The sequence below is a fragment of the Chryseobacterium ureilyticum genome (genome assembly GCF_900156735.1).
Classification (GTDB): Bacteria; Bacteroidota; Bacteroidia; order Flavobacteriales; family Weeksellaceae; genus Chryseobacterium; species Chryseobacterium ureilyticum.
The window spans coordinates 57349-79631 of record NZ_FTOL01000005.1 but is presented as its reverse complement, the minus strand read 5'-3'; the positions used below and the strand labels follow the sequence as shown (position 1 = coordinate 79631).

Annotated in this window: 26 protein-coding genes; 15 read left to right on the top strand and 11 right to left on the bottom strand. The window is 35.2% G+C overall.

The genetic code is table 11. The features are described from left to right. The first annotated feature begins 7 nt into the window (after positions 1 to 7). From BW983_RS15075 to BW983_RS15025, 11 genes are all read left to right on the top strand, one after another. Positions 8 to 532, top strand: a complete 525-nt coding sequence (locus BW983_RS15075; RefSeq protein ID WP_139329292.1) for a hypothetical protein — start codon at positions 8 to 10, stop codon at positions 530 to 532. Between the two features lie 9 nt (positions 533 to 541). Continuing rightward, on the top strand, positions 542 to 1054 hold the full coding sequence (locus BW983_RS15070; protein WP_076552731.1) for a hypothetical protein: 513 nt from the start codon (positions 542 to 544) through the stop codon (positions 1052 to 1054). Between the two features lie 186 nt (positions 1055 to 1240). Beyond that, positions 1241 to 1612, top strand: coding sequence for a hypothetical protein (locus BW983_RS15065; RefSeq protein WP_076552730.1), 372 nt, complete (start codon positions 1241 to 1243; stop codon positions 1610 to 1612). An 11-nt stretch (positions 1613 to 1623) separates the two neighbouring features. Further along, complete coding sequence (locus BW983_RS15060) at positions 1624 to 2136, top strand: hypothetical protein (protein ID WP_139329291.1); 513 nt, start codon at positions 1624 to 1626, stop codon at positions 2134 to 2136. Positions 2137 to 2334: 198 nt separating this feature from the next. Then, positions 2335 to 2706: a hypothetical protein gene (locus tag BW983_RS23885; protein WP_139329290.1), complete on the top strand. Its 372-nt coding sequence runs from the start codon at positions 2335 to 2337 to the stop codon at positions 2704 to 2706. A 10-nt stretch (positions 2707 to 2716) separates the two neighbouring features. Further along, complete coding sequence (locus BW983_RS15050) at positions 2717 to 3259, top strand: hypothetical protein (protein WP_139329289.1); 543 nt, start codon at positions 2717 to 2719, stop codon at positions 3257 to 3259. Between the two features lie 8 nt (positions 3260 to 3267). Continuing rightward, entirely contained in the window at positions 3268 to 3774 is a 507-nt protein-coding gene (locus BW983_RS15045; protein WP_076552726.1) for a hypothetical protein, read from the top strand. 91 nt (positions 3775 to 3865) lie between these two features. Then, complete coding sequence (locus tag BW983_RS15040) at positions 3866 to 4384, top strand: hypothetical protein (RefSeq protein ID WP_076552725.1); 519 nt, start codon at positions 3866 to 3868, stop codon at positions 4382 to 4384. A gap of 208 nt (positions 4385 to 4592) precedes the next feature. After that, entirely contained in the window at positions 4593 to 4964 is a 372-nt protein-coding gene (locus BW983_RS15035; protein WP_065393624.1) for a hypothetical protein, read from the top strand. Between the two features lie 11 nt (positions 4965 to 4975). Beyond that, on the top strand, positions 4976 to 5497 hold the full coding sequence (locus BW983_RS15030; RefSeq protein WP_139329288.1) for a hypothetical protein: 522 nt from the start codon (positions 4976 to 4978) through the stop codon (positions 5495 to 5497). Between the two features lie 9 nt (positions 5498 to 5506). Further along, positions 5507 to 6010 (top strand): hypothetical protein, encoded by a 504-nt coding sequence (locus tag BW983_RS15025; protein ID WP_076552723.1) that lies wholly within the window; start codon positions 5507 to 5509, stop codon positions 6008 to 6010. Positions 6011 to 6093: 83 nt separating this feature from the next. Here the strand turns inward: BW983_RS15025 and BW983_RS15020 are convergent, their stop codons facing one another. From BW983_RS15020 to BW983_RS15010, 3 genes are all read right to left on the bottom strand, one after another. Further along, positions 6094 to 6972 carry a hypothetical protein gene (locus tag BW983_RS15020; RefSeq protein ID WP_076552722.1) on the bottom strand — a complete coding sequence of 293 codons (879 nt, stop codon included), beginning with the start codon at positions 6970 to 6972 and terminating at the stop codon, positions 6094 to 6096. A gap of 194 nt (positions 6973 to 7166) precedes the next feature. Next, a complete protein-coding gene (gene tssD, locus BW983_RS15015) occupies positions 7167 to 7571 on the bottom strand; it encodes a type VI secretion system tube protein TssD (protein WP_076552721.1) in 405 nt (134 codons plus the stop codon). A gap of 223 nt (positions 7572 to 7794) precedes the next feature. Continuing rightward, positions 7795 to 8490: a VIT1/CCC1 transporter family protein gene (locus BW983_RS15010; RefSeq protein WP_076552720.1), complete on the bottom strand. Its 696-nt coding sequence runs from the start codon at positions 8488 to 8490 to the stop codon at positions 7795 to 7797. Between the two features lie 235 nt (positions 8491 to 8725). Here BW983_RS15010 and lgt point away from each other — a divergent pair, with 235 nt between their 5' ends. Further along, the gene (gene lgt / locus BW983_RS15005; RefSeq protein WP_076552719.1) at positions 8726 to 9562 is read left to right on the top strand and encodes a prolipoprotein diacylglyceryl transferase; all 837 of its coding nucleotides are present in this window, start codon (positions 8726 to 8728) and stop codon (positions 9560 to 9562) included. A 79-nt stretch (positions 9563 to 9641) separates the two neighbouring features. Here lgt and BW983_RS15000 read toward each other — a convergent pair whose 3' ends face one another. Next, positions 9642 to 10397 (bottom strand): SDR family oxidoreductase, encoded by a 756-nt coding sequence (locus BW983_RS15000; protein WP_076552718.1) that lies wholly within the window; start codon positions 10395 to 10397, stop codon positions 9642 to 9644. Positions 10398 to 11100: 703 nt separating this feature from the next. On the opposite strand from BW983_RS15000, the gene BW983_RS14995 reads away from it, so the two are divergent. Further along, the gene (locus BW983_RS14995; protein ID WP_047096384.1) at positions 11101 to 11529 is read left to right on the top strand and encodes a cold shock domain-containing protein; all 429 of its coding nucleotides are present in this window, start codon (positions 11101 to 11103) and stop codon (positions 11527 to 11529) included. Between the two features lie 218 nt (positions 11530 to 11747). On the opposite strand, the gene BW983_RS14990 is transcribed toward BW983_RS14995, so the two are convergent. From BW983_RS14990 to queG, 7 genes are all read right to left on the bottom strand, one after another. Beyond that, positions 11748 to 13190, bottom strand: a complete 1443-nt coding sequence (locus BW983_RS14990; RefSeq protein ID WP_076552717.1) for a TolC family protein — start codon at positions 13188 to 13190, stop codon at positions 11748 to 11750. Continuing rightward, positions 13171 to 16293 carry an efflux RND transporter permease subunit gene (locus BW983_RS14985; protein ID WP_076552716.1) on the bottom strand — a complete coding sequence of 1041 codons (3123 nt, stop codon included), beginning with the start codon at positions 16291 to 16293 and terminating at the stop codon, positions 13171 to 13173. Before BW983_RS14985 ends, BW983_RS14990 begins: the two co-directional genes overlap by 20 nt. Before the next feature lie 28 nt (positions 16294 to 16321). Continuing rightward, positions 16322 to 17410, bottom strand: a complete 1089-nt coding sequence (locus BW983_RS14980; protein ID WP_076552715.1) for an efflux RND transporter periplasmic adaptor subunit — start codon at positions 17408 to 17410, stop codon at positions 16322 to 16324. Between the two features lie 59 nt (positions 17411 to 17469). Further along, complete coding sequence (locus BW983_RS14975; protein ID WP_139329287.1) at positions 17470 to 17766, bottom strand: hypothetical protein; 297 nt, start codon at positions 17764 to 17766, stop codon at positions 17470 to 17472. Between the two features lie 331 nt (positions 17767 to 18097). Beyond that, on the bottom strand, positions 18098 to 18550 hold the full coding sequence (locus BW983_RS14970; RefSeq protein WP_076552713.1) for an SRPBCC family protein: 453 nt from the start codon (positions 18548 to 18550) through the stop codon (positions 18098 to 18100). Between the two features lie 52 nt (positions 18551 to 18602). Then, a complete protein-coding gene (locus tag BW983_RS14965) occupies positions 18603 to 19286 on the bottom strand; it encodes a TIGR02117 family protein (RefSeq protein WP_076552712.1) in 684 nt (227 codons plus the stop codon). Between the two features lie 359 nt (positions 19287 to 19645). Next, positions 19646 to 20584, bottom strand: a complete 939-nt coding sequence (gene queG / locus BW983_RS14960) for a tRNA epoxyqueuosine(34) reductase QueG (protein WP_076552889.1) — start codon at positions 20582 to 20584, stop codon at positions 19646 to 19648. Positions 20585 to 20681: 97 nt separating this feature from the next. Between queG and BW983_RS14955 the strand changes: the two genes are divergently transcribed. Then, positions 20682 to 21890 carry a porin family protein gene (locus tag BW983_RS14955; protein WP_076552711.1) on the top strand — a complete coding sequence of 403 codons (1209 nt, stop codon included), beginning with the start codon at positions 20682 to 20684 and terminating at the stop codon, positions 21888 to 21890. Positions 21891 to 21963: 73 nt separating this feature from the next. Continuing rightward, positions 21964 to 22263, top strand: coding sequence for a rhodanese-like domain-containing protein (locus tag BW983_RS14950; protein ID WP_076552710.1), 300 nt, complete (start codon positions 21964 to 21966; stop codon positions 22261 to 22263). Positions 22264 to 22283: the final 20 nt, after the last annotated feature.

The window sequence follows — 22283 nt, the reverse complement described above, 5'->3', positions numbered from 1 at the left end:
ATTTACCATGAAAAAATTATTCTTATCGCTCCTGGTTGCAAGCTCTTTTAGTATGTATGCTCAAAAGACTATCAATATGTTCAACTACACCTCATATATTGTAACAAATTCTTTTGGAGGTGGTGACAGAGGCAACTATTCCTGCTTACCGCTAATTGAAAGCAAAAATACACTACCTCCGGGGGAAACTGCTATTTATACTGGCTATTATAACAGCCATATCCCACCCGCAACAAACCTTTCGAATCCACCGATTGATTCGTGGATGGTAAAACTTGGTGCCGGTAATGCTGTACCTCAACCCAGTACGTCCCCTATGCTGATACCATTAGGTTCATCAACCGACTGGGTTCTAAATAAATTTGGCATTACAGACCCAAATAGTGGAACTTTCTACGGCGGAGATACAGTTGGAGGAGGTTGTTACAATAATCCAATAATAGATCAAGTAAATTCCTCTCCATCATCTCCTGTGACCTATCAAGCGGTCTGGTTCGCCGCAGGAGGGCAAACTTACTTTGTAATTCAATAATATTAAATTATGAAAAAAATATTAACCCTTATCACGGTAATATTATTTTCCTTCTCTTTCTCTCAAGGAAAATTATATATTAAAAATTACTCTGATTACAGGCTTGAAATGCGGATTTCTGCTGCCAGTGCTAATAACTGCTATCCATATGCAATGGCAAGTATGTCATTTGGACCGCATGCAGACGTTTCAATAGATAATTTCAATGCTACGGCTCCTTACGCTAGTAGCTGGTCTGTAAGATTTGTACCTACCGGCAGTCCAATAGAACAAACTGCTCCTACAGGAATATTATCTACTATTTCTCCCCTAACCCGATGGAATTTTTGTGACCTAATGACTGTAGACCCCAATACTAATCAGTCTCCAGGTGACCCAAGATTTAAAATGGGAGATCCTAGTTTCATTACTACCTGCGGATTTGATACCGGAACCACATCTATAGACGGAAATTTTACGGATGTCTTTTGGTTTTATGTTGCATCAGAAAATGCTACTTATTTAGTTGTTCAGCCATCATAACATAATATGAACATACAATCCCTAAAACTTTTAGTATTAGGGATTTTTTAATCATCACAAAAATTGAAATACATTATATTTTTAACATACAAAAAGTCTTATTTATTTTAAAAAATTATAAATAAACAACTAAACAGAAAACATTTAATGTATTAACAATCTAAATCTTACAAAAAATTAATAACAATGAAAAAAATTCTTTTATCAGCGTTCTATGCCGGATTTTTCTGTGTCGCGTTCTCATGTTCTTCTGAACGATCAAGCCTTACTTCTCCTGAAGAAATGAAGTCTACAGAAATGGTTTCTTTTGACAGAGCTATGAAGGAAATCATGAAACCGGAAAACAGATCTACTCCTGAAGAAAAAGCAAGATGGGGTGCACAACTGAATGATAGAGCTTTGAATATTTTATTTAATGCTTCATTAGAATTGGTTGGCAAAACTAATGCAAACAAAAACAACAGCAGAGAAGAAAAAGAAAAGGTAATTGTAAAAGCTACTGAAGCTTACTTCGCTAAGTTAAATACAATTAAAACTAATCAAAAAGCAGAAAATTAAACCTCATCATTATGAAAAAAATACTTATACTTATTCCTTTACTTATATTTTCCTTATCATTTTCGCAGGGTACATTATATATTAATAACTATTCTGACTACGGTCTTCAAATGCGTATTTCAGCTGCCAGCCCTACAAACTGCTTCCCACTTGTATATACAAGTATGTCATTTCCGGCAAATACACAGTCAAAGATAGCCGACTTCAACAACGCAGCCCCTTATACAAATAGCTGGTCTATAATATTTAATTATAATGGCAATATAGTGGGACAGCCTATTCCTTCTGCAGTATTAAATACAGTTTCCCCTCTCACTCAGTGGCAAGAGTGCCAATTTATGACGATGGATAATAATAATCCCAACCAACCCACAGATGATATCAGATTTGAGATGGGAGATCCGACTGCATTTGCAAACTGTACTCCAACTTCAGGCTCCACGTTTGTTGATGGAAACTTAACAGATGCTTTTTGGTTTTATATTCCCTCTCAAAATGCAACTTATTTAGTTGTTCAGCCATAATATCAATGATTAATACAACATTCCCTAAAGCAATTAATTTTAGGGATTTTTTTATCGTAAATAATTTTTATTTAATAAAATGTTGATTTGAAAAAAAATAAAACAATTAACCATAATTATTAAAAACATCAATAATATATAACTAAATAGTGAAATATTTAATATATTAGCAATCTAAATCTTACAAAATTAATAACAATGAAAAAAATTCTTTTATCGGCGTTCTATGCCGGATTTTTCTGTGTCGCGTTCTCATGTTCTTCTGAACGATCAAGTCTTACCTCTCCTGAAGAAATGAAATCTACGGAAATGGTTTCTTTTGACAGAGCTATGAAGGAAATCATGAAACCGGAAAACAGATCTACTCCTGAAGAAAAAGCAAGATGGGGTGCACAACTAAATGACAGAGCTTTGGATATTTTATTTAATGCTTCATTAGAATTGGTTGGCAAAACTAATGCAAACAAAAACAGCAGCAGAGAAGAAAAAGAAAAGGTAATTGTGAAGGCTACCGAAGCTTACTTCGCTAAATTGAATACTATTAAAGCTAATCAAAAAGCAGAAAACTAAAATACTGACCATGAAAAAAATATTCTTATCGCTTTTCGCAATGAGTTCTTTTGGTCTTTATGCTCAAAAAACCATTCATGTATTTAATTATACTAACTTTAATCTCGTTAATACTCTATTAGGAGCCGACCAGACCAATAGTAGTTGCTTCCCGAGCATTCAGGGAACAAATTATCCTATACCGGTTCCTCCACAGGGAATCGCTCAATACAAAGGTTATAAAGACAGTAATATTCCGCTTCCTGCAGCTCCTCAAAGCCCGCCAATTAATGCATGGGATGTAACATTCGCAGTTAATAATGTTATTTATCAAATGCCGGCAAATTCCAATGTATTGGGACCGTTAGCGCTATCTACTGACTGGATGCTGAATAAGTTTTATGTAGCAGATCCAGGTGGTGGTCCACTTCTTAACAGTGGTGCTTCCATAGGAACCATTGGCTGCAACGGACAATTAGTAACCCATTTACAAAATACATCATCCACTCCATATGCCTTTAATGATGCATTTTGGTTTGTTTCAGCAGGTGAAACTTATTTTGTAATCCAATAATTATAGTTATGAAAAAAATACTAATACTTGCCTTAATCTGCATATTTTCCTTATCATTTTCGCAGGGGAAATTATATATTCAGAATTTTTCAGCTTATGATCTTACCATGCGTATTGTGGGAGGAAGCCCAACAAATTGTTTTCCAGAAGCATTAGGAAGTGTTATTACATTTCCTGCACACACCCAGACTTCATTCCCTGATTACAACAGTATGGCATCATACGCTCCAAACTGGACAGTTAGACTTTCTTACACAGGAAATGCAATACCTCAAACGGCTCCTTCTGGATTATTGACTACAATTTCTCCTATTACTCAATGGAAATTCTGCTGGTTCCATACAATGGATCCGGGAACACATAATTTTACATCTGATATTGACTTTAATATGGGGGATCCTGCCTTTCCAAGTTGCCCATGGGCTTCAGGCGCTTCTTTTGTAGATGGAGCCTTAACAGATGCGTTCTGGTTTTATGTTGCATCAGAAAATGCGACTTATCTGGTAATTCAATAGTATGTTGAAGAAATTCAATGTGTAAATATATAATCCCTAGACTGAACTAGGGATTTTCATTTTAGAAAACCAATCAAAACTATTAATAATCATGAAAAAAATTCTTTTCTCAATATTTGCGGTATGCACTCTTCAGCTGAGTGCTCAAAAAACTATCTATATATTTAATAATACTCAGTATAACTTACACAATGCTCTTATGGGTGCTGATCAAACCAATAGTAACTGCTATCCAAGTCTATTTGGAGTCAGTAACACACCTGTTCCATCAGGTGGAGCCGTAAGTTACACAGGTTATTATAACAATAGTCCTAATCCCTCAATCCCAACCTGGAGCGTAACACTTGCTGTAAATAATGTAACTAATATACCGACTAACTCTCCTGTACTTACTCCTTTAGGAATGGCAACAGACTGGATGATGAATAAATTTTTCTTAAGTGATCCCAATGGTGCCACTATACCCTACAACAATGAGACTATTGGAACTATAGGTTGTGGCTTACCCATCATTACAGAAATACATCCTACATCATCTATCCCATATCCATTCAATGCTTACTGGTTTATAGTAGGAGGACAGACTTATTTTAATATTGAAGATCAATAGATTTAAGAATTATTTTTACATAAGGGTAATTACACTATCTATATGATTATTAACCACTTAAATAATTTTAAGTTTTAAACACAAAACACAATAATATTTAAAAAATTAAAAACAAAAACCATTTATAATTAAAAATATTAACTATATATAACTAAATAGTGAAATATTTAATATATTAGCAGTCTAATTTTTACAAAATTTAATAACAATGAAAAAAATTCTTTTATCGGCATTCTATGCCAGCGTTTTCTGTGTAGCATTCTCATGTTCTTCTGAGCGATCAAGCCTTACTTCTCCTGAAGAAATGAAATCTACGGAAATGGTTTCTTTTGACAGAGCTATGAAGGAAATCATGAAACCGGAAAACAGATCTACTCCTGAAGAAAAAGCAAGATGGGGTGCACAACTAAATGACAGAGCTTTGGATATTTTATTTAATGCATCTTTAGAATTAGTTGGTAAAACGAATGCAAACAAGAATAGCAGCAGAGAAGAAAAAGAAAAGGTAATTGTAAAAGCTACTGAAGCTTATTTTGCTAAGTTGAACACTATTAAAGCAAACCAAAAGGCAGAAAATTAAAATTCCTTATTATGAAAAAAATACTTGTATCACTTTTCGTAATGGGTGCCCTTCATGTGTCTGCTCAAAAAACGATCAATATATTTAATTATACATCTTTAAATCTAATCAATTTTCTTGGTGCAGGAGATCAAAGCAGCCCTAACTGCTATCCTCTAATCACCGGAGGTCATCATCCAGTACCAGTTCCGCCAATGGGAGCTGTAAGTTATAATGGTTATTATAATAGCCATCTGCAAAACCCTCCTATTGATAGATGGGATGTAATATTATCTTTAAACAACGGCTCTGTACAGCCTGCAACTTCTCCAGTACTGATGGCATTGGGATCAGCCACCGACTGGATGTTCAGTAAATTTACAGTGGAAGATCCTAATGGTACCCCTCTTCCTTATAGTGGTGAAACTATTGGAACTACCGGCTGTAATCTTCCAATCATTACCCATTTACAAAAATCTGTTGCAAGACCGTATCCATTTTCAGATGCATTTTGGTTCGTTTCAGCAGGTCAAACCTATTTTGTAATTCAATAATATTAAATTATGAAAAAAATACTTATCCTTACCTTAAGTTTGATGTTTTCTCTTTCCTTCTCACAAGGGAAGTTATATATTAATAATTTCTCAGGCTATGATCTTACCATGCGTCTTGCTGCAAACAGCCCAACCGGTTGTAATCCATCGGCAATAGCAAGCCTGACTTACCCTGCAAATACACAGGACAGCATTGTTAATTTTAATAGTTCACTTCCTTATATTGACCAATGGTCTGTGAGACTTTCTTATACTGGAAATGCACTGACACAGCCTGTCCCATCAGGATTATTGACAACCATTTCACCACTTACCCGCTGGTCATTTGCATGGTTTCAGACAAGATATGCCGGAACCAGTAACCAAACACCAGACCTTGATTTCCAGATGGGCGATCCTACTGCATTTCCTACCTGTGGAATATCAGGTTCCACATTTGTTGACGGAAGTTTATCGGATGCATTCTGGTTTTATATTCCATCAGAAAACGCCACCTATCTGGTTGTTCAATAACATATTGAAACAATTAGCATTAGATATTATATCCCTAAACTTTCGTTTAGGGATTTTTTAATATAACAATGAATTAAATGATTCTAAATCTGCTTGAGCGAAACAATTACCTGAGTAGCTGTTGTATAAGCTTTTAACTCATAATCTTTCCCTTTATATGAAAACTTTCTTTCTGAAGGAACAGCACTGAAGGCATTACCCTGCCCTACCACCGGATTATTTCCCGGACAAATCTCATAGGTTTTTGTATTGTACCAGTAATCTTTATTTGAAGAAATATTATTAGTAGGCATGGGCTGCCAATCTGGAGATATTTGTCTTGGATCCCGAACATTATCAGGAAGAAAACGAAACTTCAGCCAACCGCCAGCAGTTCCGGTTATAGGAAAATTGGGATCGTAAGGAATGTGCACTCCTGCCTCCATACCGTAGAACTTCCCTCCTTCATACAACATTCCGTTTTCATGGGAAGTTAAAATCGGTGCATCAAAAAACTGTTTGGATGGAAGTATTGTAGGTCCTAAAGTAGGTAACTGATTGTTTCCAACTGAACTTTCGTAGGTATGAGGTCCGAAATACATTGATTTACAGGTTACAATTTTTAGATATTCATGATTATTTGCAAACAAATTCGGATCAAGGCTTGTACTAAGGTTCCAACCGAAATTTTTGTTATCATATTTTCCATCATAATAAGCAAGACCTATCATTGGATAGATTGTCATTCCAAAATCTGTTTCATTGATAAACACATACTCTGCAGCCGATGCATAAGGGTGACCATTCAGGGTGTACATATTATTTCCATAAGGTGACTGGTAAGGAAGCAAGGGATCAATAGAATTGATAGTATTTGAAACGTCTAAGGTAATAATCTTCTCAGGTTTTTCTTTTTCTAAAGGATCATTTTCGTTGCAAGAAAACAACGTAAAGAGACTCATTAAAATAATAGATCTTTTCATGTTAATATAGTTTATGGATTAGTGTATATTAAATATACTAATTTTTCACTAAACACTGAAATACAATCAATTAAATAAAAACATAATTCAATTATATATAAAATAATTCATTTTATCAGAAGTCCTAAAAACAAAAAACAGAACAGTAAAAGATACCATTCTGTTTTATATTATTGATTTTAAGAACTGACTTCTTATGATGGCCATGCACCGTCGTAAGCAGATGCTCCCAATTCAATTTTTTCTGCGCTTACCACAAAAGTAATGTACATACTGTTTTCATCTACCGCATCGAAATCTACTTCGTGCTGAATTACATAACCGTTATTCCACTTTAATGTTGTTAAAGTACCTTCTTCGTGAGATTTGTTGAATGTCACTTCACCTACAGTAGGCTTGTACTTTCCGTTCAGTAAGCTTTCCAAAATATCTGATTTTTCAGTAGCTTCTACTGTAATTTTGATTAATGCATTGGAAGGATCTGATGCTACACGTCCGGAAACGTCTGTAGATCTTGCGACGCTATAATTAAGCTTTAATAATTTTTGACCTTCCCCGTTGTTGAATTTTAAAATTCCTCTTGAATTTCTTTCTGCCATGATTGTAAATTTTAATCGTTAATATTGTGTAATTTGATGTTTTCTATATCACCAAAGATAGAAGTAATCCCAATAACAAAATAGCATTTAATTAGAAATTTAAAAAAGTGTAGTAATTCTACGACTAACATTCGTTAGGATATTGATCAACTGTAAATCAAAGCTTTATATTATTATATTTTTCCAAAAAAAGAAGACTTTACATCAATAGGTTTATTAAAAATCAGGAAATATTTACTCCAAAAATACGTCCCACTAATGCTGTCACTCCCATCGCCACAGTACCCCAGAAACAAATTCTCAATACGGCTATTTTTATACTTGATCCTCCAGCTTTCGCAGAAATTGCCCCTAAAAGCATTAGAAAGATAATCGAAAAACCATATTGAAAATACACCATCTGTTTAATAGGCGCTAAAAGAGAAACCGTAAATGGTAACAACGCTCCTACTGCAAATGACCCAAATGATGCAATAGCAGCCTGCAAAGGTTTTGCCTGTGTGATTTCATTAATACCCAATTCATCCCGGGCATGGGCTTCCAAAGCATTATGTTCTGTAAGTTCTATGGCTACCTGCATCGCAGTTTCTCTGGAGCAGCCTCTTTTTTCATAAATCTTAGCCAATTCCCGGAGCTCTATTTCCGGCATTTCGTTAAGTTCTCTTTTTTCACGGATCAAATCTGCTTTTTCTGTATCTTCTTGTGAACTCACAGAAACATATTCTCCGGCAGCCATAGACATTGCTCCAGCGATCATCCCAGCTAATGCTGCGAGTATAATAATATGACGATCCGGCTCAGCAGCAGCTACACCAATAACAATACTAGTCGTAGACAATAAACCGTCATTAGCTCCTAATACAGCTGCTCGAAGCCAGCCTACTCTATTTACATAATGTTTCTCTAATTGATGATGCATAATGTGAAAATAACTTTTTATCTGATTTTAACTTCCTAGGCAACAGGAGTTTTCCAATCCTCAGGTTAAAGTTATAAAATGTTTCTTCAAGAATGATTTTAAATTATATCATAATCCAAAGCAATTTTCACATAAAACACCTATTATCAGAAATATATACTTTATAAATTTTCCTTTAAAAGTAAAAGATCCTATTTTCATATATTTGCACCCAAAATATTCTACAACAATATCAATGGATTTATTATACATCAATTGGAATGTGGATCCCGAAATAGCTAATATTGCCGGGCTCCCTTTAAAATATTATGGGCTGTTATTCCTTACAGGACTTATTTTATCCCTTAATATTCTTAAAAAAATTTATAAAAAAGAAAATCTAAGCACACAGGCACACGAAGCTTTATTTTCTTATGCTCTGATCGGGATTTTAGTGGGAGCCAGATTAGGACATTGTCTTTTCTACGACTTTGATTATTATTCTCAACATCCTATCGAAATATTTTTACCAATACAGAAAGGTCCGGATGGAGCCTATCACTTTATTGGTTTTGCCGGACTTGCAAGTCATGGTGGCGGTATAGGATTAATGATTATGCTGTTGTTATATTCAAGAAAATTCTCCATTCCTTTAATGACGGTTTTGGATGCCATCGCAATTGTACTTCCTCTAGCCGGTGTTTTTATCAGGCTTGCGAACCTTATGAACTCGGAAATCATAGGAATCCCGACAGATGTTCCTTGGGCATTTATATTTGAAAAAGTAGATAATCTGCCGAGACACCCAGCTCAGTTGTACGAAGCGATCTCTTATTTACTTATTTTTATTTTGATTTATGTAATTTATAAAAAAGATATATTCAAAATAGGAAAAGGTTTTTACTTTGGGATCAGCATCCTTTTAATCTTTATCATGAGAATTCTGATTGAGTTTGTGAAGGTAGATCAGGCAGAATTCGAGCACGGAATGAGTTTAAACATGGGGCAGCTATTAAGTATTCCTTTTGTGATTCTGGGACTGTTTTTTATGGTAAAAAGCATTCTGGAAAAAGGGAAGATGAAAGTTTCATAGCTTATCCTTATTTAATAATAAAAAACTCACTGAAAGTAGTATTTCAGTGAGTTTTCTTTTTTGGGCAGTTATTTTAAAATTATCTGGTTGTATAACCACCATTTGCAAAAATAGTCTGACCAGTGATCCACCAACCGTCAGTTACCAGAAATTCTACCAATGGAGCAATATCTTTAATATCAGTAAGTCCACCCAATGCTGATGCAGACTTGTGATAAGCCACGGCATCATCAGTTTCCTGTCCATAGAAGAATGGAGTATCCATAGGACCTGGCGCTACAGCTGTAACGGATATTCCTCTTGCTCCAAATTCTTTAGAAGCAGCTCTGGTAAAATGCTCTACTGGTGCTTTTGCTCCGGCATACGTAGAATATAATCCTGTATAAGCAGCCAATAATGAGGTAACAATAGTACAGATCTTACCATGATCGTTCAGTTTTTTTCCAGCTTCCTGCAAAAAGAAATACGCTGATTTTGAATTTACGTTGAACATGGTGTCATATTCTGCTTCTGTGGTTTCTGAGAAGGGTTTCTTAAGTACCATTCCTACTGTATTGATGGCAATATCTACACCTCCAAAACGGGAAATGGTTTCATCAAAAAACTTCGCAATATTATCAACTTTCGTCAGATCTCCCTGAAATAGGAATGCTTCAGCTCCCAATGCCTGAACTTCCGACAATGTTTTTTCACTTTCTGCTTTAGAGCTTTCACTATTATAGTGTATTGCCAGTTTTGTACCTTTTTTGGCAAAGTCTCTGCTTAATAAGCCGCCAAGGTTTTTACCACCTCCAGCAATTAAAACAACCTTTCCTTTTACATCTTGTGTTGACATGAGTTTTATTTTTAAATGTTAATAAAGCAAAGTTGAATAATAAAATTCGTCTCAACATGGTGAAATTTTCGGGAGTTCTCTTAAATTTTCATAATATAATTTTATTGGAATCAAAAAATAATAAAACAATATATAAACACTATGGTTTTAATACCTCATTATTTTCCAGATAGATACGGGTTCACCTAGGCTTTTTATATTAAACACTTTCTATCTTTTTCTAACTTAAGTGAATTTTAGGCATAACATTTGATACTTCATCACCCGTATTAACACACCACTTCAATCTTAATATATTTTTTTTAAATCCTCAGCTTTCTGAGGATTTTTTTTATTAAAACCTGTTGAATATCGCTTTAACGTCCGTAATTACACTGTTTTCGGGGTATTATTCGGAAAACCATTTCTGATAATCAATCATTTAAAACGGCTTTATTCATTTTATTGTTGTATATTTGTACATTAATTAACCAAGTCACTACTTTGTTTTCTGTAACGACCGGAATATCATTTATTCAGTCTTTGCTTTTTGAGCAGCCATATTTTTAACTTTTATTCTTCTACCAAGAGCAATATTTGTCGGAATTTTAAAGCTCTGTATGATTGGGAAAATCCAAGACAGAAAACATTGACGGGCTTTAAGGTCTAAGACAGACCGGATTGAACAATACAATTTATAGAAACTAAATACTAAAAATAATTTATGGCAGATTCTTTTTCTAAAAAGGAAAATTTCAAGAAAAAAATTCAAAAGCAAAAAGAAAAAGCGTTAAGACGCGAAGAACGTAAAACGAACAACAACAAAGGTAAGGACATGGAGGACGTCTTCATGTACGTAGATGAATTCGGAAGATTAACTTCTACTCCACCGGAACAAAGACAGGAAGTAAACCTTGATGACATTCAGTTGGGGGCAGCTCCAATTATTGAGGAAGATCCAAGAAAAACAGGAATTGTTACTTTTCTTAGTGAAAAAGGATATGGTTTCATTACTGAAGATAACTCTAAAGAAAATATCTTCTTCCACAATAACAACTGTGTAGAACCTGTAAAAAAAGGAAACAAAGTATCTTTCGAAAAAGAAAAGTCTCCAAAAGGATTTTCAGCAGTTGAGATTCAAATAGTCAAATAATAATAAACGACTTTATATAATAAAAGCCACCTTTTCAGGTGGCTTTCTTCATACATCGTAAAAAATAAAAATGGTCGGTTTCTAAAACCGAAAAAGAGTATTATTATATTCTTAATTTTAAAAGTTTAAAGAACATTAAGGACAGCTTCAAAATAAATTGAGATTGCTTCACATTTGGTTTGCAACCACTATCCTTAATGACTTTATATTTTAATGATCTAGTCTAGCTTTCCGCCCAAAGCTTTAAACAGCAAAACATTATTTCTGGTGTTCTGATGTTGAAATTGCAGAAGATCCAGTTCTGCGGTCAGTTTACTTTTCTGGGAATTGATCAGTTCAAAATAATTGGCATATCCTGTAAGATAGAGGTCATTGGAAACTTCTACCCCACGATCCAGGAAGCCAACTTCTTCTGATTTTAATTTTAAAACCCTTTCATAGATCTTCGTTTGTTTTAAAATAGACTGAAGCTCGTTGAAAGCCGTGGTAATACTTTTCTGATAGTTCAAAAAAGCAATTTCCTGTTCTTTACTTGCTACATTAAACTCATATTTCAATTGTCCTTTATTAAAAACAGGAACCATTAACCCTCCCAATAGCTGCCCAGCCAGTGAGCTTGGTTTGAAAAGTGTTTCTACGGAGAAAGAATTCATCCCGATACCTACACCGAGATCAATCTTTGGATAGAAAGCAGCTCTTGCAGCCTTGGCATCTGCTTGTGAGGCTTCCAGTACGTAATAGTTTGCGGCTACATCCGGTCTTGAGTGAATGACCGCTTCTACATTAATGGTTTTGTTTAAAACATCCATATTGGTAGGCATCAGTATTTTTCCACGTTTCACATCTCCACCATAGCTTCCTGTTAAGGTTGTAATTGCCTGTTCAACGGTAACGATCTCTACTTTAATATGTTCTATTTCTGCAAGCCAGTTATTATTCTGAGCTTTAAACTGTTGTACTGCTAATTCTGTTGCTTTTCCTACTTCACGCTGAGCCAATACAATTTCAAAGGCTCTTTGCTGAAGGTTGTAGTTTTTCTGATAAATCTCAAGACGGTTATCCAATGTTACCAATTGATAATACAGATTGGCAATATCTGTGAAAAGTTCTACCTGAAGTAACCTCAGCCCTTCTGTAGAAGCTAGAAACTTTTTCTGGGCTGCAATTTTTTTATTTTTAAGCTTTCCCCAGGCATCAATTTCCCAGCTGCTTCTTGCTCCCAGCCAATAATTCGGTGTGAAATCTCGATTAATCTTCTGTTCTTCGGTAATATTTGGAGAAAGATTGGTATCATAATTCCCTACGCCTTCCATTGTATATTTTCCGTATCGGTTTCCGCTAGCTTCTGCACCTACTTCAAGGGATGGTAAGAGATCCATCTTTGAACGCTGTAAAAAGCTGTTGGCAATTTCTACTCTTTGCTGGGCAATCTGAAAATCAGGATTAGCCTGTACTACTTTATCAAATAGTTCCAGTAAATGAGTGTCTGTAAAGTAGCCTTTCAGATTCAATTGCTTAAATTCTTCTGAGTTTGCATTTTTAGCTGGAACTTCTGGTAATTCCTGGGCTTTTTTGATATCTGCAACTTTTGGAACAGCACATGAAACTAAGCTTAATACTGCTATTCCGTATAATATATTTCTATGATTTAATCTTTTCATCTTTCTTCTTATTTTCAAGTTTTGCAAAGAATATATATAACCCAGGAATCACTACCAATCCGAAGATTGTTCCGATTAACATTCCTCCTGCAGCCGCTGTACCAATGGAACGGTTACCAATAGCACCTGCTCCAGAGGCAATACACAACGGAATAAGTCCTGCTACAAAGGCAAAGGAAGTCATCAGGATAGGTCTCAAACGTTGTCTTGCTCCTTCGATAGCGGCAGGAATAATGTCATATCCCTGTTTATTTCTAGCTACGGCAAATTCTACAATCAGGATGGCATTTTTCGCAAGAAGTCCGATCAACATAACTAAAGCAACCTGTGCGTAAATATTATTATCCAATCCTGCGAGTACCAATGCAATATAAGACCCGAAAATTCCCGTCGGAAGGCTTAATAATACTGGCAAAGGAAGAAGGAAACTTTCATATTGGGCAGCCAATAGAAGGTAAACGAATAATAAACAGATCAGGAAGATATAAACAGTCTGGTTTCCTGACAGGATTTCTTCTCTTGTCATTCCCGACCATTCGATATCAAAACCTCTTGGCAGTGTTTCTTTAGCGACACGTTCTACAGCTGCAATGGCATCACCAGAACTGTAACCATCTGCCGGTTCACCATTGATCATTGCTGACATATACATATTATATCTCGTAAGTACCTCCGGTCCGTATACTTTTTCAATCGTAATAAACGTGGAGAACGGAACCATTTCACCTTTATCATTTTTAAGGTATAAATTAAGGATACTTTCAGGAGTGTCTCTGTGCTCAGGGCTTGCCTGAACCATTACTTTATACATCTGACTGAAACGGATAAAATTGGTCGCGTAATATGAACCTAGCATGGTTTGCAATGTTGACATGGCATTATCTACAGAAATTCCTTTCTTTGCCGCCATATCATAGTCTACATTGATCATGTATTGCGGGAAAGTAGCATCAAAGCTGGTAAAACTGTTCTGCAACTCTGGAGCTTCATTCAGTTTTTTGACAAAGTCTTTCGTGATTTTATCAGTATTTTCGATGGTTCCTCCGGTTCTGTCCAGCAAACGTAATTCAAACCCACTTGTATTTCCGAAACCTGGAACTGTTGGCGGAGCAAAAATTTCTATCTGAGCGTCTGCAATTCCTTTTGTTTTCTCTGAAAGTTCTGTGATCAGATCATTTACTGAAATGGATCTTTGTTTCCAGTCTTTAAGGTTAATCATTGCCATACCGTAGGATGAACCTGCGATTTCCGTTACAATGCTGTATCCGGCAAGGGTGGTTACATTCTCTACACCTTCTATTTTTTTAGCAATTACGGTCACTTCATCTAATACTTTCTCTGTTCTTTCTACCGTTGCTCCCTGAGGCGTGGTAACGCTTACATATACCATTCCCTGGTCTTCCATAGGAATAAATCCTGTTGGTAAAAACTTACTTGTAACAAACGTTAATCCCACAAACAGAAACAGTAATCCAAAAGTTACAGTAGTTCTTGTAGCGAATTTTGATAAGATTCCTACATAACCATTCGTCAGTCTTTCAAAACCGGTATTAAAACTTTGGAAAGCTCTGTCAATGATCGTTTTCTTTTTATTGTGATCATGTGGTTTTAAAATAATCGCACACAATGCCGGAGTAAGCGTTAATGCATTCACCCCTGAAATCACAATACTGATTGCAAGCGTTAATGAAAACTGACGGTAAAATACTCCCACCGGACCATCAAGGAACGCTACAGGAATAAATACAGCAGACATTACAATTGTAATAGCCACTACCGCACCTGCAATTTCTTTCGTAGCACTGATGGTGGCGTCCATTGCATTCATACCTTCTTCCATTTTTACGTGAACGGCTTCTACAACAACAATAGCATTATCCACCACAATTCCGATGGCAAGTACCAAGGCAAACAAAGTCAGTAGATTTACCGAGAAATCAAGCATATTCATAAAGGCAAATGTTCCTACTAATGCTACAGGAACCGCCAATACAGGAATAAGAGTGGAACGCCAGTCCTGAAGGAAAATAAACACCACAATTCCCACAAGAATAAAGGCTTCAATAAGTGTGGTCAATACCGCACTGATAGACGCATCAAGGAATCTGGAAACGTCATAAGCCATGTTATATTCCATTCCGGGAGGGAAAGATGTCACTTTCAGTTCATCCATTTTAGCTTTTACACTTTCGATTACTTCGGATGCATTGGAGCCAGGACGTTGTTTCATCATAATAGATGCAGAAGGTCTTCCGTCTGTTTTGGAAACCATTCCGTAGTTCATTGCCCCGAATTCGACCTTGGCAATATCTTTCAATTTTAAAATTGTTCCGTTTACATCAGATCTGATAGGAACTTCTTCATATTGTTTAGGTTCAAAAAATTTACCTTTATATTTAATAACATATTGAAGCTGGCTGGACGTTTTTCCAGACGTTTCACCCACTTTTCCGGGAGCTGCGGAAATATTCTGCTTTTGTAACGAAGTGATCACTTCATCTGCTGAAATACTGTATGCTGCCATTTTCTGAGGATCAAGCCATACCCTCATCGAGTATTCTTTTTGTCCCATAATCTCGGCACGTCCTACTCCATCAATACGTTTCAGCTCCTGAAGTACATTAATATCCGTGAAGTTGTAAATAAACTGCTCATCCTGACTTGGGTCTGTACTGGTAATATTCAGGTACATCAGCATACTGTTTACCTCTTTTTCAGTGGTTACCCCTGCGCGGATTACCTCTTCAGGAAGTTCATCAAGAATGGTTGTTACCCTGTTCTGTACGTTTACAGCTGCCACATCCGGATCTGTTCCTACTTCAAAGAAAACCTGGATAAGGGTAAGCCCGTCATTAGATGTTACCGTAGACATATACGTCATCCCCGGAACTCCGTTAATAGCACGCTCTAAAGGAAGAGCCACCGCATTGGCGGATACTTCGGCATTTGCACCCGTATATTTTGCTGTTACCGTTACAGAAGGCGGTACAATGTCCGGGAACTGTGTAATAGGCATCTTTAATAACGCCATGATTCCCAGCAATACAAATAATATGGAAATAACCAACGAAAGAACCTTTCGTCTTATAAACATTTCTACCATAGTAAGTTGATTTAAAGATTATGAAAGGTTAATACTTCTTTTTGATTTTGATAATATCACCATCCTTTAAGGACTGGGTACCTTCATAAATGATTAAATCTCCTTTTTTAAGACCGCTTTCCACCATATAAGAATCCCTTAATGTATTTCCGATCTTGATATTGGTCATTTTCACTTTATTCTGCTTATCCACTACAAAAACATAGGTTTTATCCTGAATAGAGAATGTAGATTTCTGAGGAATAAGAATGGCGTTATCCTGATTTTCAGAAATGATAAGTTTTCCGGAAGTACCATGCTTGATCAAATGATCCGGGTTCGGGAAAAGCACTTTATAACGAATGGAACCTGTAGTTCTGTCTATTTCTCCTTCTGCCGTTTTTAAAGCTCCGTTAAACTGATAATTTACCCCATTCGGTAAGGTTAGTTCAATTTTTTGGTGGCTTCCGATTTTATCATTGGCTAGAAGTTCAAAGTAAAGATTTTCAGGAATTGAAAAGTAAGCGTAAACCTCATTAAGCTGTGACAGTGTAGTCAACAAAGTTCCATTCTCTACCAAACTTCCGTCTTTGTGAGGAATAACGTCTATCACCCCATCAAAAGGTGCGGTAATCTTTGTGAAATTTATTTTCTGAAGTACAGTTCTTCTTTCTGCATCAGAGAAGGCATGCTTGGCTTTTGCAGACGAAAGCTTAGCTTTTACCATTTCAAGCTCGTTGTTTGCCACAAACTTTTTAGCATGTAAACTTTGAATCTGTTTCAATTCTACTTCTGCAATACGAACGTCTGCTTCTGTTTGTTTTAAAGTTGCATTTGCCTTCAAAAGCTCCATCTGCAATTCAGCGTCATTGATCTTAAACAAAGGCTGTCCCTGTTGTACAAACTGTCCTTCATTCACATAGATATGCTGTATGATCCCACCGATTCTGGAACGCATCTCAACGTTCTTCTTTGCCTGGATATCAGTTACAAACTGATTGCTTACAAGGGTATCTTTTTCCTTGATTTCCAGTACGGGAACTTCTTTATCATTCTGATTGCTCTTTTTCTTGTCTTTACTGCATGACACAGCGAATAATATTGCAAAACTGCAAATTATTACGTTTTTAAAATACATTTATAGATGTTTAAGTTATAAAAATTTCGTTAAAATAATCTGAATTTCAATAACTTAAACTAGTACAACTGGAGAAGATGGAGAAAAGATTTCACTCCACAAATAATAGAAACTGCAATATCAGGAAGACTGATTTTAGGAGCAACCTTCAGAATTGCTGAAAAATTTCCTACTGCATGATCGTCTTTACGTAGCGAATGTTTTACAATTTTGGAAGCTGCAGGCAACGCATGGGTGTTCATGTCTGCTTCTTCGTAGACATCCAACAGATGAATATTGCTTACATGAGGAAGGTGAGGAATATCCTGTAACGAGTTTTCCGCCCAATTCGAATTGAAAAGGGTAAAAACAAGCATGATATAAAATAAGAAAAATGACCTCAGACCTGCCATGTCAACCAGAATACATTAGTTTTTTAGTAAAAACAATAATCCTGCAAAATTAGGAATTTTAAATGGAGTTATTGTCTTTAAACTGTTAAAAAAACTTAAACAATGCATCAATAATTCTACAAAATATAATTTAAAATTCTATGGAATGACAGAAAACACGTACAATCATAACATCCTGTTTATCATTTCAGAAAAATCTCAATGAAATCATTAAAGATTTTAACTAAAGCCTGTTGAATTTTCATCTATTATTAACGAGCTAAAGCTCCATTCTATTGAATCAGCAAAATTCCTGTTAAAACAATTTACTCAATACTCTAAAGCGATAATCGAAAATATATTCCAGTTTCTTTTTTACAAATAAAGAGTGCGCTATTTCTCCCAAAAAGCCCATTGGAAGTTCATAATCTATAGTATCTTTCATTAAAACTCCATGTTCGTTGGGAATAAACTCATGATGATGGTTCCATAGTTTGTAAGGACCTTTTTTCTGGAAATCAATAAAGCTTTTGTGAAAATCTACATGGGTAATTTCAGTCTGCCATTTCATTTTAATCCCAAATAATGGAGACACATAATAATCAATGAGCATTCCCTCATATATTTCATCGTCTTCCATTTCTGTCAGCACAATAAATCCCATATCTTTTGGAGTGATTTCGGACAGGTTATTTGCTGAGGAAAAGAATTTCCATGCAGTTTCTATATCACAGTTTAATTGTTGTTCGCGGAAAAGCGTGTGTTTCATCTTACATCATTTTTAATTTATCCACATCAGAATAGAAAAATAATTCTCATTATTATTTATAATGCTGAAAAATCCCGAAATCCGAAGGAGTCCAAAGAGCTGCTTTTTGTCCTGCAGCTTTCAAGGCATTATTACTCCATGTATTACATGTATAAAGAAAACTGTAAGTTCCCTTGGCATCATAAAATGCATCATTATCCCCATACACTGCATCCGTAGGTATTAACATAAATTTTCCGTTCTGATCTTTGTCAAATTTATCTTCTACAAATTTCACTAAATTTTCATACTGATTTCTGCTGATCATAATCATTTTGCAATCCTCTCCTTCTTTCATCGTATAATAATAAGTACAATGCATCGCAGAATCACTTAACCAAAATGCAGCTTTTACTGCTGTTGAAAATTTCAGGTCTGCCCAGGTAGGAGTGTCCAGATAAAATCCTTTATCTCCCCAACCTATTCCAACATAATTATAATCTGTTTTTTTGGATTTTGTATCTGCAAAAGGAATCATCAGACTCCAGTCTTTAAGATCATTTCTTACAGGCATTACAATATCGGTATGTACCCCGTTGGTATAAATATAAATTGGAATATCTTTCTTTTCGCCGTCATCTTTTGCTGAAACAGGAATGTACGGGATCAATAGTCCGAGAAGAACATAAATAATGACCACTCCCAGGATAATTCCAATTACTTTCAATGCATAGATCAATACAGTTTTCACAGTCATGTTTTTGAATAAAATTTAATATATAGTTTTACGTAAAAGTATTTGTTTTAATCGGAAAAATGACTATATTTAATTACGAAATATTCACAAATATGCGTAAAAATACCAAATCCCAGAAAAGATTTAAAGTAAGAGTAAAAACTGCTCCAAAAAGAATACAAAAAAAACGTTGATTTTCAGTGAGACTTTAATCTCCTGAAAGTCAATTTTTCTTTTTAGGAAAGACTTTTTGAGTAATTTATTCAGTTAAATCTTAACCTCCTTAGCTTGGAAAACCTAAGGAATGGCTGTTTATCCACTTTATTTGGAGTTTAATAAATTTCCAAAGTAGGAATCATCACCAAAAGTTTGGCCTAAAATCAGTCTGACGATTTCTGTAGAAATTCAATATTTCTCTTCAGTCCTGCAAATTTGGTTCTTTTCACAGGTGACTTTCTGAAGATTTCGGAAAAGATTTCTTGGGTAATTTCCTTCCATTCTCCTTTTTTAAAGTTCTTCAAAGCTTCATTTGGCTTGAATCTGCTCTGCTGATGAGGTGCCGAAAACCGGTTCCATGGACAAACGTCCTGACAGATATCACATCCAAACATCCAATCTTCCATTTTATCTTTAAAAGAGTCCGGAATTTCATTTTTCAATTCTATGGTAGCATAAGAAATACAACGGCTCCCATCAATGATCTTTTCTGAAACAATGGCATCTGTGGGACAAGCATCTATACATTTTCTACACGTTCCGCAATGATCAGTAGTTTCATGGTCAGGAACAAGCTCCAAATCACAGATAATTTCCGCCAGAAAATAAAATGATCCGTTTTGCTTTGTAATTAAGTTTGCATTTTTTCCTACCCAGCCAATACCCGATTTTCTTGCCCAACTTCTCTCCAAAATCGGTGCAGAGTCTACAAAAACCCTGAATCCGAATTCGCCGATCTCTTCCTGCAGTTCAGCCACCATTTCACGAAGAATTTCTTTGATGACTTCGTGATAGTCTTCCGCATAGGCATATTTTGAGATTTTGAAATTCTCCAGAATAGAAATTTTTTCTTCAGGAAAATAGTTATAGGAAAGTGAAATAACAGATTTAGAACCTTCTACTAGAAGTCTTGGATCAAGTCTTTTATCGAAATGATTTTCCATGTATTTCATTTCGCCATTGAAGTTATTTTTAAGCCATTTCTCAAGATGTGCTGCGTCTTCCTCCAAAAAATCTGCCTTAGAAATACCACAACTTTGAAACCCAAAACTTTTTGCTTTGGATTTTATAAGTTGAGAATATTTTTCAGCGCCTGCATTAATTAATTTCACAGTGCAAAATTAAGATTATTTTATATATTTGGTCCCGAAAAAAAATTACTTAAAAAAACACTGAAATTTAAAACAACTAATAATAGCTATGAAAAAATTAAGTCTTTTAGCAGGGTTTCTTGCTACAAGCATGTATTATGCACAAATTAAATTTGAAGAAGGTTATTTCATCGATAATTCAGGGGCAAAAAAGGAGGTTTTAATCAGAAACGTTGACTGGAAAAATAATCCTGTAGACATTGAATACAAAACTGATAATGCTTCAAAAGTTCAGAAAGAAACTATCAGCAATATTCAGGAATTCAGTATTAACGGAGGGAGAAAATTTATAAGAGCAAAAGTAATGCTTGACCGTTCTTCCGGGAATCTAAATTCAATGTCTTATACTCATGAGCCGGATTTTAAAGAGGAAACAATATTTCTTAAATATGTTGTTGAAGGTAAAGCCGGACTTTTTTATTATGAAGACGGTAACCTGAGGAGATACTTCTATTCATCAGAAAGTTCAGAACCTAAGCAATTAATTTATAAACCTTATTACATCGATCAGGCAAGTATTGCTTATAATGAAGATTACAAAAAACAAATCGCTGAGCAATTAAAATGTGGTATCACGGCTGAACAGATTAAACGTCTCGACTATACAACAAAAGACCTTACAAAAACATTTATCCAATATAATGAGTGTTCAGGAAATCAGATCATCAATTATGAAAAGAAGGATGAAAAAGCAAAAAGTCTTATTCATCTTAATATCAGAGCCGGAATAAACACTTCAGAGCTTAATGTCTACGAACCTTCCAATATTACTCCGAGCTATCATTTTGGAAATAAAAATTCTTTCAGAATAGGTTTGGAACTTGAATATGTTCTTCCATTTAATAAAAATAAATGGGCAGTATTCATTGAGCCTACTTACCAATATTATAAAAACAGTACAGAAGTTGTTACCCTTCCTGGAAGCCTTTTTGAAACAAGGTACACCGCAACTGCTGATTATAAATCTATTGAGGTTCCTTTCGGAGTGAGGCATTATTTCTTTTTAAGTGATAAATCAAAAATCTTTTTGAATGCAGCGTATGTTCTGGATTTTGCTTTGAATTCTACTGTAACGATTGAAAGGTCGAAAATGGATATAGAATCAGGAGGAAATATGATATTTGGAGCAGGATTTAAATATGATAAATTCAGTGCGGAGGTAAGAGTAGGAACTTACAGAGGTCTGTTCCGTAATTATATGTATGTAGATGGAGACTATAGAGCTGCGTCTTTCATATTAGGATATACTCTATTCTAAATACAAAACGGATAAAAGTTTCGGAAAAAAATACGTAATTTCGTTTATAATTTAATGTTTAAAATAAACAACTATGTCTTTAATAGAAGTAATACAATCCGGAAACTATGAATTAATCGATGTTCGTGAGCCTATGGAGCTTGAAATGGACGGAAATATTGATGGTGCAAAAAATATCCCTCTAGGTGAAGTAGAAGATAGACAAGAAGAAATTCTATCTATTGAAAAACCGGTAATTTTATTCTGCAGAAGTGGAAACAGAAGTGGAAAAGCATTGGAATATCTTAACTCACAAGGACTAAATGATGGTTACAACGGCGGAGGCTGGGCTGACCTAAAGGCTGTTCTTGAAGCTAATAGAGGAACTTTTTAAAAGTTCCTTTTTTTATACCC